The organism is Zobellia russellii (assembly GCF_044597075.1).
GTDB classification, from domain to species: Bacteria; Bacteroidota; Bacteroidia; order Flavobacteriales; family Flavobacteriaceae; genus Zobellia; species Zobellia russellii.
The window spans coordinates 1804832-1820005 of sequence record NZ_CP139000.1 but is presented as its reverse complement, the minus strand read 5'-3'; the positions used below and the strand labels follow the sequence as shown (position 1 = coordinate 1820005).

At 35.8% G+C, this 15174-nt stretch carries 7 protein-coding genes; 6 read left to right on the top strand and 1 reads right to left on the bottom strand.

Features of this window, described 5'->3' with window-relative positions:
- Positions 1-31 precede the first annotated feature (31 nt).
- Both SJY45_RS07255 and SJY45_RS07250 read left to right on the top strand, forming a co-directional pair.
- Positions 32-3097: a sugar-binding domain-containing protein gene (locus SJY45_RS07255; protein WP_400073836.1), complete on the top strand. Its 3066-nt coding sequence runs from the start codon at positions 32-34 to the stop codon at positions 3095-3097.
- A 476-nt stretch (positions 3098-3573) separates the two neighbouring features.
- Entirely contained in the window at positions 3574-3750 is a 177-nt protein-coding gene (locus tag SJY45_RS07250) for a hypothetical protein (protein WP_400073835.1), read from the top strand.
- 316 nt (positions 3751-4066) lie between these two features.
- Here the strand turns inward: SJY45_RS07250 and SJY45_RS07245 are convergent, their stop codons facing one another.
- Positions 4067-8152, bottom strand: coding sequence for a two-component regulator propeller domain-containing protein (locus tag SJY45_RS07245; protein ID WP_400073834.1), 4086 nt, complete (start codon positions 8150-8152; stop codon positions 4067-4069).
- Between the two features lie 372 nt (positions 8153-8524).
- Here SJY45_RS07245 and SJY45_RS07240 point away from each other — a divergent pair, with 372 nt between their 5' ends.
- The 4 genes from SJY45_RS07240 (at position 8525) to SJY45_RS07225 (ending at position 15151) form a co-directional block, all read left to right on the top strand.
- Positions 8525-9343 (top strand): hypothetical protein, encoded by an 819-nt coding sequence (locus SJY45_RS07240; RefSeq protein WP_215912358.1) that lies wholly within the window; start codon positions 8525-8527, stop codon positions 9341-9343.
- Positions 9344-9371: 28 nt separating this feature from the next.
- A complete protein-coding gene (locus SJY45_RS07235) occupies positions 9372-11891 on the top strand; it encodes a hypothetical protein (protein ID WP_400073833.1) in 2520 nt (839 codons plus the stop codon).
- A gap of 405 nt (positions 11892-12296) precedes the next feature.
- Entirely contained in the window at positions 12297-13700 is a 1404-nt protein-coding gene (locus SJY45_RS07230; protein WP_303406817.1) for a sulfatase, read from the top strand.
- A 17-nt stretch (positions 13701-13717) separates the two neighbouring features.
- Positions 13718-15151, top strand: a complete 1434-nt coding sequence (locus SJY45_RS07225; protein ID WP_400073832.1) for a sulfatase — start codon at positions 13718-13720, stop codon at positions 15149-15151.
- Positions 15152-15174 lie beyond the last annotated feature (23 nt).

Sequence of the window (15174 nt, the reverse complement as noted above, 5' to 3'; positions counted from 1 at the left end):
ATGTGATTGAATAGTAAACAATAACATTGAAATGATTACAAAGGAATTTTACAATTCAAAAATTATATGCATTATCATTATAATTTTTTGTATTCCCACCCAATTGTTTTCATCTCGTTCAGAGGTTGATTTCAATAAGAATTGGAAATTTAAGCGAGGTGATAGCCCGGATTATTCAAAGGAGATATTAAGTGATAATGATTGGAGAATTATTTCAGTTCCACATGACTGGTCTTTTGAAGAAGGGATATCAAAGAAAGGAACACAAGGTCAATCCGGGGGGTACCATGATGGAGGAATCGGATGGTACAGAAAAACGTTTGATTTAAAAGGAAGCTCTACAGGAAAAGCGATTTACATAGACTTTGATGGGGTTTATATGAATAGTGAAGTGTGGATTAATGGTAATTATCTTGGAAAACGGCCATATGGATATATAAGTTTTCGTTATGAAATTTCAAAGTATATAAAAAAAGGGAAAAATACTCTAGCGGTTAGGGTTGATAATTCGAAGGAACCATCTGCACGTTGGTATCACCCATGTGGTATTTATGCTCCGGTCAGAATGATTATGACCAATAAATTGCATTTTGCCCCCAATAGTATAGCTGTTCGAACACCCAAAATATCCAAAGACTCGGCAAAAATCAATATTGATTTTAAAATACTGAATCTAGGCGATAAATGGCCTGGTGCTTATACAACTATATCGGTTATCTCTCCAGATGGTCAAGAATTGCTCGCCTTTAATAAAGAAATCGATAGCTCAAAGCCATACGGTAATGTAATCTTATCGGTAAAACAACCGGAGCTGTGGAATTTGGAATCACCTAAACAATATACGTTGATAACTAGTATCAAAAATGGTGATGTAGTCTTGGATGAAATACATACTAAATTTGGTATTAGAGAGATTGAATGGAAAACAAAAACGGGGTTTTATTTAAACGGAGAAAACATCAAATTAAAAGGCGTTAGCGAGCATTACGAGGGAGGTCCTTTTGGCGGGGCTTGGACCAAACCGCTACTGCGATGGAAAATTAACTTACTAAAAAGTATGGGTGTTAATGCCATTCGGGTGACCGTAAAACCATTTCCTCCTATGTTTTACGATTTATGCGATGAAATGGGCATTCTGCTTATTGATGAAATCTTTGACGGTTGGAGTAAAAAAGCGCTCTATGATTATGGGCAACAGGCATTTGATGAATGGTGGGAGAGAGATGTAGAAGAGTGGGTTACACGAGATCGTAATCACCCAAGTATCATTTTATGGGGATTGGGTAATGAAACAGACGGAGAGGTTGCTCCCCGTTTAGTTGACCTTGTACACACGCTTGATCCGTCAAGAATGGTCACGTCCGGTACTGCAAATCCTGATGATATGGACATTATTGGCATTAACGGTGGCTCAGAGCGAAAAACTTTCTTTGAGACCGCTAATTTTAAAAAACCCTTTCTTTCTACAGAAGCACCCCATACGTGGCAGACTCGTGGGTATTACCGCACTCAATCTTGGTTTAGAGATGGATATAACCCTCGATATTATGAGCTGCCAAACCTTACAAAGAAAGAAATATTTTTTGATCAATGGGCCGCACCTTTAAAATGGAATAATCGTAAACAGCATTTTAACTCATCATACGACAATGCAACCGTTAGAATATCGGCCAGGAAAAGCTGGGAACTAGCACGTGATCTTCCTTGGTACAGTGGGCAGTTCCGTTGGTCTGGATTTGATTATTACGGAGAAGCTGAACTAGCACATGGCGGATGGCCTTTTCGTTTATTCATGGGCGGAATTATAGATGTAGCCGGTTTTGAAAAGGATCTTTTCTATTTTTATCAAAGCCAATGGACAGAGAAACCTATGACACACATCTTACCGCACTGGACACATCCTCATATGCCCAAAGGCACGTTAGTCCCGGTCTGGGTATATTCAAATGCTGACGAAGTAGAACTTTTTTTAAACGGCAAATCCCTTGGGAAAGATAAACCAGGTACGGTTTGGAATGAAATGCAGTGCGAATGGTTAGTCCCCTACGAAGAAGGAAAGCTAGAAGCTATTGCTTACCAAGGAGGACAACAAGTGGCAAAGGATGAAATGGTCACGGCAGGGGAACCTTCTAGATTAAGAAATTCCATCGAAAGATTAAATGGCGAAGGAGGTTTTAATGATTATTTTATTATTACTACAAATGGTGTAGACAGTAATGATAATATATATCCTTATGCAGAGAACAGGATATATTATCACTTTGACAAAAGTATTAGATTGGTTTCGCTAGAAAATGGAGACCCTGTAGACTCTGTAAACCAAATTAAATCCGAATATCGAAAAATGTTCATGGGAAAAACGCGCGCATTTATTCAATCAACGGATAAACCTGAAAATGCAACTGTTACTATGGCTGCAATATTGGGAGACAAGTCACTCTTTAAATCTGAAAAGATTACTATCGTTGCGAACCGATTTAACTTAATTGGTGAAAAAGTGGATAGCGAATTGACGATTAAGTACACCATTTCCGGGAAAGACCCATTAAAGGAAGGCAAAGACTACTCCAAGCCTTTTGAAGCTAGTGATAAAACTACGGTAAGGGCCGTAGTTATTGAAAATGGCAAGGTGTTATTATCTCTAAAAGAAAATTTTGGGAAGGAAGAAGGTTTTTTTATTGGTGATGAAAACACCGTAAATCCATGGAAAGGAAGGGGGTACTCACTTCAGGCTGAGGATGCAACATTTGGAGGAGCTATAAAGCAAACCGTTGGTAAGGATTACAGGGGTGAAGGTTTTTTAGATTTTGGTGGAAATGAAGGGTATGTAAAATGGTTTCAGGAAAATGATGGAGATGCAGAGAAATACACTCTAACATTCAGGTATGCTCATAATTTTGAGAACAATAAATGTCCAATGACCTTAAAAGTAAATGATAAATTGATTAAGGAGATAGAGTTTGAACCAACAGGCTCTCAAAATGCTGATTGGAATAGTATTACCGTAAAAGTACCATTTCAGGTAGGGTCTAATTATATTGAGTTAAAGTCAACCGGTTCCAAAGCGCCCAATATAGATTTAGTAACAATAGAATAAGCAGTGTTTTAATTAAAATTCGATAATTCAAGACTCATTTTATTAATTAGGGAAATATAAAATCGGTCAATTTAGCAAGTAAATAAGTAACGGCCTATTGAAATTTATAGGAGTAAGATATAGAAGAAACTAAAGCGTCGGCAAAATAACAAAATTTTAAGTCAACGGATATCTATGAAAATTAACTTAAAGTTTATTTTATTGGTGCGAATAACAATCAAAGCAGTACCGGTCCTCTAAAAGGTTGGAAGGGAAATAAGTTTGAAGGAGGTCATCGTGTGCCGTTTGTAGTAAGTTGGTCGGGTCAATTACCCTCTGGTAATTCTTTAGACGGCTTAACATCTTCTTTGAATATATTTAGTACAACAGCAGTTAAGGCTGCTAATATTTAGGTTGATGATGAGCTTATTTAGGATGGAGTGAAACTTTTACCTTATTTGAAAAGGCTAAGTCTGCATCTACTTAACGAAGTTATTTTGAGAAAGTTAGATGAGAGTGCTGTTAGAATAGGAGATAAAAGGTTCATAGCTTTAAAAGGTTTTGTTAGTGTTATGTATGACTTAAAGAATGGTTTAGCAAAAACCTTTGGTTTAACAAGAATTTTGCCAACCGAAAAAACAAATTTACCAGGAATATGTAAAATGGAGAACTAAATTAATGGAACTTCTTTGGAACGAAAGACCAATCTGGATGCCTATAACTAGGCATATTTATAAATCGCTAATAAGTAATGAAAAACTAGAATATAAAGATCCTTGGGGCAAGAAGTAGAGAGAATGAACATTGTAATTCTATCTTGTACTGGTACAAAGAGTATTTTTTGTTACGGGAAATATTATGTGTTATTGCGTAACTAGGATATATAATAAAAATTACAGTTTTTTTCTGTTTTGATTCTACGAACTAACGAATAATCAAGAAGGCAAGTTTTTAGCATATATAATAATACGAGGTCACATTATTTTTATGTCAAGAAAACTTCTTAATATATTCAGAAGGGGTTTTCCCATATTTTTTACGAAAACATTTGCTAAAATACTTAGGGTTTCGAAAACCTACTTCATAACTTACTTCGGAAATATTCATTTTACTTTGTTCAAAGTAAAGAGCCGCCCGTTTTAGCCTTATTTCGCTAATAAATTCTTTTGGAGTAAAATTAGTCCATGCTTTTATTTTAGAGAATAACATTGTACGGCTTACTCCTAATTCTTTACAAAATGTAGCAACATCAAACTCGGCGTTGGAAATGTTGGATTCTACAATTGTCATGGCTTTTTCCAGTAATTTTTCATCTAAGGAAGTTACGGTTAGCTCACTGGCCAAGAGATGGGTTTCACTTGAGAATTTTTCTCTCAAACGTCTTGAAGATTCCAACAGGTTTCGTACTCTTAATTTAAATTCTTTAATATTAAAGGGCTTGCTAATGTAGTCATCTGCACCACTTTCCAGACCTTCAAATTTATATATTAAGGAGGTACGAGCTGTAAGTAAAATTACGGGTATATGGCTTGTTTTAATATTTTGCTTAAGGTGCACACATAATTCTGTTCCGAACATTTTAGGCATCATTACATCGCTTATAACCAAGTCAGGATTAAATTTCAGTGCTTTTTTCAACCCTTCTTTTCCATTTTTAGCCTCTTTAATTGCATATTCTTTACCTAGGAAATTTTTAAAAAATGATCGTAACTGGTCATTGTCCTCAACAATTAAGATTAAGGGCAATTCATTGTTTGGGCGAAGGTTTTCAATTGGGTCATCAAAAATTAACTCTTTATCCCCATGGGTTAATTGAGAGGTGTATTGTGCAATATCATCACTGAACTTAAAATCAGGAATGATTTCCTCTTCTGAAAGATGTTCTTTTCCTAGCGGTAAACTTACTTTAAAAATGGCTCCCTTTCCTTCATTATTGAGAGCCTTTATAGATCCATGGTGCAACTCAACGGTGTTTTTGGCAATGGCAAGCCCTATGCCTGTTCCTTTTGTATAATTGGGGCCTACGTTTTTTTCTTCGGGTACTTCAAAAAACCTATCAAAAACCTGCTTAAGATAGGGGTAGGGAATACCAATTCCTGTATCTTTTACATCTATAAAAATGTTTTCATGGTTTTCGTAAACATAGATACCAATTTTGCCACCGTTTGGCGTATACTTAAATGCATTGGAGATGAGGTTATAAAAAACTTGCTCTAGTTTATATCTATCGTAGAAAACTAAGATTTCTTCGTGGGAACTCTCAAAAGTATAAGTGTATTTTTTATCCTTGGCATATTCTGTAAAGGACAAATATATTTCCCGTAGAAATTTTATGATATTTCCTTCGGCGGCTTGCAGTTTGGATTGGCGGTCTTCTAATTTTCTAAAGTCCATTAACTTATTGATTAATTGAAGTAGGTGATTGGCACTACTTTCTATGACCAACAATTTTTTATACATTAGGCTACTACCTTTATAATCTGCAAGTATTTGTTGTAAGGGACCTAAAATTAGGGTTAGGGGAGTTCTAAAGTCATGTGATATATTGGTGAAAAACTGCAGTTTGGCTAAATGATTTTCTTCCTGTCTCTTATTTTCCAACTGCTCCCATCGTAAATCCTGTTTCAACCGCGCCTGAGATTTTACAATGAGGTATAAACTGAAAGAGCCAATAGCAATTAGTAGACCATATAGGGCAAAAGCCCAATTGCTTTTCCATGGGGCAGGTTTAATGGTGATTTTTAGCTGTGTTGCGCTTTCATTCCAAATACCATCATTATTTGCACCTTTTACCTCAAATAGGTAATCTCCTGGTTTTTGAAGTGTATAAAAAGCTTCAGTATTTTTTGTGAATGTCCATGTGTCATCTAAACCAACCAGCCTGTAGGCATAACTATTGTTATTGGGGCTTATATAACTTGGCATGGAATAATTAATGGAAAAATGAGAGTTCTGATGATTCAGGGTAATTTCATCGGAATAGGTTATGGTGCTCGTTAATATTTTCCGTTCATCATTTATGGGTATGGATTTGTTCTTTATTTGCAAATCCGAGAGGATAATTTTTGGAGCATAGGTATTGGTAATTAGTTTTTTAGGATTAAAAAATGTGACCCCTTCGTTACCTCCAAAATAGATTTTTTCATCATTTAATCGCAAACCTGCGTTTGGGCTAAACTCATTACTATTTAATGAATAGCGTTGGTCGTAAACCACAGACTCTTTGGAGCTAGCATTGTATTTAACTATTCCTTTATCAGTACTCAGCCAAAATTCATCTTTGGCATTTTCAATAATAGTGAATACTGAAGAAACGGAGTTTTCTTTATTTAATGGTATTTGTTCAAAATCTAAACCGTTAAACTTAAATAAACCTTCGGTTTTTGTGCCAACATAAATTTGTTGCTTACTGTCTTCAATCACCGTCTTAATATCATTACCGTAAAGTGTACTTCTAAAGAATTGAGATACTTCATATTGGTTTTCTTCCTCATCTTTAAATGTTATTAGGTTTAAGCCTCCCAAACCGCCAGCCCAAATCCTACCCATACTATCTATACATAAGGTTTTTATAACGTTTGACGAGAGTACCGGGCCTGTTTTCGACTTTTTTCCATAGATTCTAAAAGTCTTGGTTTTTAAATCATACCTGACCAGTCCTTTGCCAAACGTACCTATCCAGTATACTTGGTCTTTTGCTTCTTTTATTACGTATACACCCGTATTCTTGAGGTAGTCTTTAAGCTCATTGGATATAACATCTTCCAACATTTTTTTTGAATGGACATCATACACGAGAATACCATAGTTTAAAACCCCCGCCCACAGTACGTTTTTCTTAGAAAGGTATAAGGTTTGAATGTTGTTAGGCCTAAGTTCTTCAGCATCCGATAAATTAAGGGTCTCAAGTTTTTTGTTTTTTGGATTCAGGATGGTAATATCTCCTCCTTCCGTGCCAAAGTATATATTAGAGGAATCATCTGAAACAATTGAGTTAACTATATTATTATCAATATCATGATTGACAAAATTCACGAAGTTTTCATTAGACTCTGTCCATATATTAACACCACCACTATATGTGCCCAACCAGATGGTTCCATTTTTATCCTTAAAAGCAGATTTAATAAAATTTTGACTTAATGAGTTTTTTGCCCTATTGTTACTTTTTAAATCCCATATCTTTTTTTCGGGCCCTATGACCCGTACCCCATGTGAAGTTCCTAGCCAAACGGATCCATCATTGGAAGATTGAACAACGCGCACATCTGCAGAGAGGGGAATAATCTGTTCGTTGTGTAAAAGAAATTTTTCATTCTCAGTGTTGAACAGCATATAGCCGTTGTATTTGGTTGCTATACCTAAGGTGGTAGAATCTATTTGGTTTATATCTTGAATGAAAAGGTTTTCAGTCCCGTCATTGTATTTAAACTGTTTAAAGGTAAATCTATCATTGTTTTTACTCTCCAATCTGGCCAAGCCCTTGGTAGTCGCTATCCAGATCCGTTTGTTTTCATCAATAAAAATACGTTGTATGTTCTCGCCTGGCAGGCCATTGGCATCACCTTCTTTGTACAGTATATGGGTAAAGTTGTTTTTAGATTTGTTAAAGATTGATATTCCATTTGCCGTACCGAACCAAATTTCTCCATTCCCTATTTCTTTACTGCAAATAACTACAGCGTTGCATAAACCATCAGGACCGTTTCTTTTATAAAAGCTCTTAAAAGTATTTTTAACGGGATCGTACCGGTTAAGCCCATTATAGGTTCCTACCCAAATGTATCCATCACTATCTTCATTTATAGATAGAATGTCGCTATTGCTTAAACTGGTCGAATCTCCAGAAACATATTTAAAAATGTCAATGTTGGTGCCATTATATCTGTTTAAGCCATTTCGGGTGCCAAACCACATTTGCCCCAAACGGTCTTGTTCAATAGCAATTACCGAATTGTTTGAAAGCCCATTCTCTACTGATAAATGGCGAAAATGGAAATCATTTTCTTGCGCAAGAAGGCATTCTCCTAGGAGGAGAAAAAAAATCATAAACCGGTTACGATTCAGTGTTGACATTCGTGATTTTTAGTTTCTTGACACAGTTTTGATATGAAGCAAGTATTATAAAAAAATGATTTAATCTTTCTTGGCAGCCATATGGTTTTATAGAAAGCCTTGGAACTTAAAATGATGCAAAAAACGGAGTGGGCAATTTTAACAATGGAGCAATGTCGGTTTTCAAAATTAATGAAAAGAAGGAATTACCAAAATTATTTTTTTGGTGAAGTGCTAATTCTGTTTTAGAAATGACTACATCGGGACAGTACAGGATGCTATCATTTTATTTGAAAGTTAATTTTGAGAGATATCTATTGATTTCAAATGGAAATGAAAAAATGCATTGTTGTTTACCTGTTCCTTTTTTGCATGGTTTTGTGTGGAACCTTAATGGGGCAAACTAATATAAAGGAGACAAAAACGTTTCCGGAGATTCAACCACCAGCGGGGCGCATTGCTATTGTTGCAGATGGGAATTCCCCTGATCCTGATGATTTAGGGGGTACTGCTGTTTCTTTGGCACTATTAAGAGCTGCAAATCTAGATAATAGACTTGTGCATTATTCCCATAGTTGTGATTTGGTTAGGGGTGACCGAATTTCTGAACGAGCGGAAAATGAAAGACATGCATTAATGCAGAGTTCGTGCGATGTTACTGCAAGAAGGTGGGGTGGTTTTTCGGACTTAACTTTTTTAGATGCTAGTTGGCAAAAAGAAAAAACGGTGAACGATTTAAAAACTGCAATTAACGCTTCATCCGAAAAGGATCCGCTTTGGATTATCGAGGCAGGGGAGCCCGATATTATTGGAATGGCCCTAGATGCATCGGAAAAATCAAAACATAAATATGTAAAAGTAGTAACGCATCATCCAGCTAATGATAATGCGGGAGACTTTTACACATGGCAGCAAATATTGGATTTTGGAGTGGAAGAAGTTCGTATTCCGGATCAAAACACCCATTTAAAAGTAGCATTGCCAGAATGGGATTGGGCCAAAAACCATCCGGATTCTAGACTGCAACAAATCTGGCTTCAGGGGAAAATTGCCGAAGTAGATGATGTTGTTAAGTTTCAAAAGGGAAAATGGGATTGTTCGGATGCAGGTATGATTTTGTACTGGATAACTGGAGCAACGAACGGAGGACTGGAGTTGGGAACTGTAAAAAATGTAAAAGCACTTTTGTTGGATTTCATAGATAAGAATTAAAATCAAAAATTTTTGAACTAAACTTAATATGGAGCATGGAAAATCTAGTATAGAATCTCTTACAGGATGTTATTTGATAAATCAACTATTTCTTAAAGGGATTTCTATAGTTCTCTTTTTAACGGCAATTACGGTTAAGGGGCAGTCATTGCAACATCCCATAATTTATACAACACAACAGGAAAGAGATTTTGTTTTAGAGAAAATTAAAAAATATGATTGGGCAGAAAGTGTCGTCTCTCAATTGCATGAACATGTAGATGGAGCTTTGGAAGTTCATCAGACCCATCCGTTGATTATTTTAAATAGAATACCCGCGTTTGAGGTTCATGACCATGAGAACAAAGAAAGAGAAGCCGGCCCAATAGCAGCTGCGCATAACGAGGTATTGTCTCTAGCGGCTAATGCAGGAGCGCTATATTTCATAACACAAGATGAAAAATATGCACAGTTTGCAGCTGATATTTTAGCCGTGTACACAGATGTTTTGTTTATTAAAACGCCCGAAACCACTACTATATGCGGGTATGCTTTTTTTGATCCAAGAACTACATATGCCCCATTTGCCGTAGCCTACGATTTTATCTACAATTATTTAAAGCAAAAAAATGTAAAGGTCTTTGATAAAGACAAGGGTCACTTAGTTGCTTTTGATAATACTAAAGCACAAAAGGCAATTGCCAATATGGTAGGCAATGTTCTGCAAGAATATGGAAAGCCGGATGTACATGTTAAGAGAGTTTCCAACCATCCTATACTTACCGCACCTGGAGCACTATTTGGAATTTTATGTATTGAAGATGACATGGAACGTGAGCGTTTGTTCAAAACTTTTTGGGAGAAGGGTACAGCGCATCAAAACTCGTTCAAGAACACCATCTTGCCTATGTTCTCGGGGCAAGGAATTTGGCCGGAATCACTTAGCTACAGTTTTATGCCCATTATTATGATGGTGTTGAATATTGTAGATAGTGTAAAACCGGAAATGAACGTAGCGGCAGATTATAAACATGTTCTTGAAGGAAACTTTCTATTCGATTATTTACGGCACCCCAACAGGACCTTTGTTAGATACGGAGATTCAAAACGGTATAATGACTTTACAGGGGATTTGTATAGATACACATTGAACCTTGCATCAAGAAAAGGATATAAGACATTGCAGAATAAAGCGGAATTAGCTCTTAAAAATTCTTATGAGGCCAATGGAGGTCATAGACCAAACCTATCCACGGGTAGTGTCTTTGATAATTTTAATTTGTTGGAGCTATTTTGGGGGCAGTCCGTACCCAAAAAAATAAAAGACTCGGTTAACTTGGATAAAGCCACCGTTATTGTAGACCATGCGGGTATAGCTCTTCAACGAAATTATGTTGATGAAAATAATGAAACGTATGGATTATGCGGTATTATAGGCGGAGCTCACTACGTACATAGTCACCTTACGGGAATAAGTATGGAATTGTATGGAGCGGGCTATATAATGGCGCCCAATGCGGGTCTGCCGGCTTCTGTTCCTGAGCGAAAAATTCCTTTGCACGAACACTATTTCAGATTATACGCGGGAAATAATACAGTAATCGTGAACGGTTCTTCCCATGGGCGGGACGAGGGTTCATGGAAGGGCAAGGCTAATGTTTGGCAGAATAAAACGGTAAATATCGCAGCGGAACCCAAGCATTTGGAAGAAAGAATATCCAAAGAGTTCAATTTTGCTACTCAATTCTTGGATGATACCGTAAACAATGCAAAACAGGAACGTACCTTAAGTATTATAAGAACTAGCGCAACTACGGGATATTATTTTGATATGTTTCGCTCTAAATCCAATGATGAGAATAAATTCCATGATTATGTCTATCATAATATAGGCGATAGAACTCAAATTTTTACTTTGGAAAATCAGGAATTGGCACTAAAAAAAACAGACCGCTATCAAAATGACATTGGTGACGTAGTGAAGTCTCCCGGATGGCGTTATTATGAGGACACACAATCAACTAAGGCTACTAAAAAAGAAATAAAGGTTAGGTTTGATATTGAATTTGACAATACTTACATGCACCTTTTTATTCCAGAAGGAGTTTCTAGGGAATACACCAAAGCATTGGCACCTCCAACTCGCGAAGCAAAAAACGGGTATATAGATAAAAAGACGCAAGTATTGGCCGTTAGGCAACAGGGCGAAGCTTGGGATAGACCCTATATTGGAATATTTGAACCTTCAACTCAAAAAGAAGCTAGTATTCAAAAGGTAGAACCATTATGGGACGAAGATAAGATTGTAGGTGCCATTGTAATCTCCAAAGTTGAAGATTCGCTTATAACCGACATTATCATTGTACAGGACAGGGACAATGCCATTTATAAAAATGATGAATTGAACCTGTATTTCAAAGGGCGATTTGGTGTAGTTCGTAAGACGGCTAAAGCTCATGGTGCTAATATAGTATTATACATAGGAGAAGGAGAGGTGTTAAAATTGGGTTCTAAAGAATTAAAGTCAAACTCTTTAAAGAGAGGGGTAATACAATTTGACGCGGAGTAATAAACATCGAGCATGTTTCTGGTATGACTTGTAATAGATTCAATTTTAAGTTATCAAGAAAATCACTAGACCTAATGATATGTTAGACAGGATTTGGAAAACTAGTAAAATTTCTAAAGGAAAAACTGAAGCCAACGGCTTTTTAAGTAGAATTTAGAGCGAAGGTTCGTAACAAGATAAGCAGAGAAAAGTAAAATTTCCAGTCTTTAGTCAGAACTTAATTGTCATAGGATCGTTAAACCCCTCAAGTTTAAATTGAAAAAAGCAGATATAGAAAAATAATTTGATTTCTATTTACAAATAAGAATTGTTGTGTACTAAAAATATAAGATGAACCTAATTCTAAAAACTAGTCTTTTTTGTCTAATTCTTTATTCTTTTTCTTGTGGCAGTAACGCTAAGAATATGACTAATCGTTTAAAAAAAACTGAAACAAATAATGAACAAGCACCCAATATCATTTTCTATTTGGCAGATGACCAAGATGTATATGATTATGGTTGCTATGGTAATGAAAAAGTACATACACCTGCCGTAGACCGTTTAGCTCAAGAAGGTTTATTGTTCACAAACGCGTTTACCGGTCAAGCAATTTGTGCACCAAGTAGATCTCAACTCTTTACAGGAAAATATCCATTAAAAAATGGGTGTTTTGCCAATCATACGGCTACAAGACCAACTATTGAAAGTGTTACCGACCACATGAAAAAATTGGGATATGAAGTAGTATTGGCCGGAAAAAGTCATGTAAAACCCTCTAATGTTTATCAATGGGATAGAGAATGGGAACCAGTGCCTAAGGAAAACGTACCAAGAGATTACATTCCCTTAGATAGCATAGAAAATTATTTAAAAAATACGACTAAACCATTTTGTATGTTCATAACCTCAAAATATCCGCACGGAAAATATTTTGAAGTTGATAACCCTAAAGCAGAGGATATTAAATTTTATCCCTTTAATGAGGATAAAAAGACAAACCCAGAATATGTAAAGTCTAAAGCAGGTTACTATAGAAGTATAAAAGAAGATAATACGCAACTAGAAGATGTTTTAAATTTAGTTGACACGTATTTAAGTAACAATACACTTTTTATTTATAGTGCAGATCATGGTGTTTCGGGCAAATTCACTGTTAAGGATATTGGCCTTAAAGTACCCTTTGTTGTACGTTGGCCAAAGGTAATAAAGGCCGGATCAGTCTCTGATCAACTTGTTCATTACACAGATGTACTACCCACCTTTTTGGATATTGCAGGCGGAAAAGCTATGCCAGATATGGATGGTAAAAGTTTTCTACCAATACTTCAAGGTAAGGATGTTGAAATAAACGAATATGTATACGGTGTTAGAACCAATCAAAATATACTGAATTCAGAAATTTTCCCCTCAAGAATGATTCGTAACAAGAAATACAAATACATTAGAAACTTTAATTCTCTAGAAGTAGTAGAGAACAATCTCACGGGAAAAACATATGTAGATTACTTTATTAAAAGAGGGGCAAATACGTTTAAAAATGAACCTTTTGAAGAGTTATATGATATTCAGAACGATCCATTTGAACAGCACAACTTGGCCAACGTTCAAGAACTAAAACCCGTAAAAGACACCCTTTCAAAGAAAATGTTCAATTGGATGGATTCTCAAGGCGATATTCTTAATAAAATCGCCGGTAATATGCCCATTATAACCCCTAGTGGTAATAAAGGATTTAAGTTGGATCAAGATACGCCAACACGACAAATTGCCGATTCACTAAAAAATACATTGCAAAAAGAAGACTATACAATAATTGAGCATTGGTAATGATAAAAGTATTTAAAATGAATAGATTTTCATATAACATATTATTTGTAGCAACCTTGTTGCTTTCATGTAAAAATGAAAATAATAAACCTATTGTAACCCATGAAAAAAAACCGAAAAACATATTGTTCATTGCTGTGGATGATTTGCGCCCAGAATTAAATTTTTATGGTGCCAAACACATAATTTCACCAAACTTGAACAAATTGGCCAGTGAAAGTTTAGTCTTTAACCGCGCATATTGTAATATACCGGTATGCGGGGCATCAAGAGCGAGCTTGCTTACCGGTATGAGACCTACAAGAAATCGTTTCATTGATTATAGCACTAGAGCAGATGTAGACGTACCCTTTGCTACTTCATTACCTAAGTTTCTTAAACAAAATGGTTATACAACACGATCAAACGGTAAAATTTATCATCAAATAGATGATGATAGTTTAGCTTGGGATGCCATTTGGTTTCCTGACGGTAATATTCGTAATTATCAACTTAAAAAAAATATTGAAGAAAACGGAAATGCCAATCTAGCTGTTGCAGGAGCTACCGCATTTGAAATGGCAGAAGTTAATGACACCGCTTATTTTGATGGTAAAATTGCCCAAAAAGGTATTGCCGACCTAAAATTGCTGAAAAACGAGAAAAAACCTTTTTTCTTGGCTCTAGGTTTTATGAAGCCACACCTACCGTTTACTGCACCAAAGAAATATTGGGACCTTTATGATAGAAACAACATAGAATTACCTCAAAATTATGAGCAACCAGAAACAACCCCTAAAGAAGCCTTTCATAATTTTGGAGAATTGCGTAACTATGGCAACATTCCTAAAAGTGGGGAAATCCCTGATGATTTAGCAAAAGAACTCATACATGGTTATTATGCTTGCGTAAGTTATGTTGATGCGCAAATTGGTTTGGTATTAGACGAGTTAAAACGCTTAGATTTAGAAGATGATACAATAGTTGTTCTTTGGGGAGATCATGGTTGGAATTTAGGAGATCATAAATTATGGTGTAAACATGTCACATTTGAAACGGCTTTAAGAACACCCTTACTACTAAAAGTTCCAGGAAAAACCAGTGGTCAAACAACAGATGCTATAACAGAATATATAGATATTTACCCAAGTATTGCAGAACTTGTTGATATTGAAAATGTTCCAAAAACCGTACAAGGCAAAAGTTTTGTCCCTCTTTTAAAAGGTGAAAAATCTAGTAAAGATTGGGCAGTAAGTAAATTCAAAGATGCCGTTACATATATCAAAGGCGATTTATTTTATACTGAATGGATCAAAGATGATGGTACTGCCTACGCAAGAATGTTATTTGACCATTCAACAGATTCTTTAGAACTTGATAATTTGGCAGAGAAACCCGAATATAGGGAAAAGGTGAAGGCGCTTTCAAAAGACTTAAGGGAAAAATGGGGCAAAGATTTTTTAAGCGAATGACAAATTAACTGAAGTTTACAAAA

Coding starts and splice junctions, on each gene's coding strand:
- SJY45_RS07240 (WP_215912358.1), top strand. CDS start 8,525: ATGGGGCAAACTAATATAAAGGAGACAAAAACGTTTCCGGAGATTCAA.
- SJY45_RS07255 (WP_400073836.1), top strand. CDS start 32: ATGATTACAAAGGAATTTTACAATTCAAAAATTATATGCATTATCATT.
- SJY45_RS07225 (WP_400073832.1), top strand. CDS start 13,718: ATGAATAGATTTTCATATAACATATTATTTGTAGCAACCTTGTTGCTT.
- SJY45_RS07235 (WP_400073833.1), top strand. CDS start 9,372: ATGGAGCATGGAAAATCTAGTATAGAATCTCTTACAGGATGTTATTTG.
- SJY45_RS07245 (WP_400073834.1), bottom strand. CDS start 8,152: ATGTCAACACTGAATCGTAACCGGTTTATGATTTTTTTTCTCCTCCTA.
- SJY45_RS07230 (WP_303406817.1), top strand. CDS start 12,297: ATGACTAATCGTTTAAAAAAAACTGAAACAAATAATGAACAAGCACCC.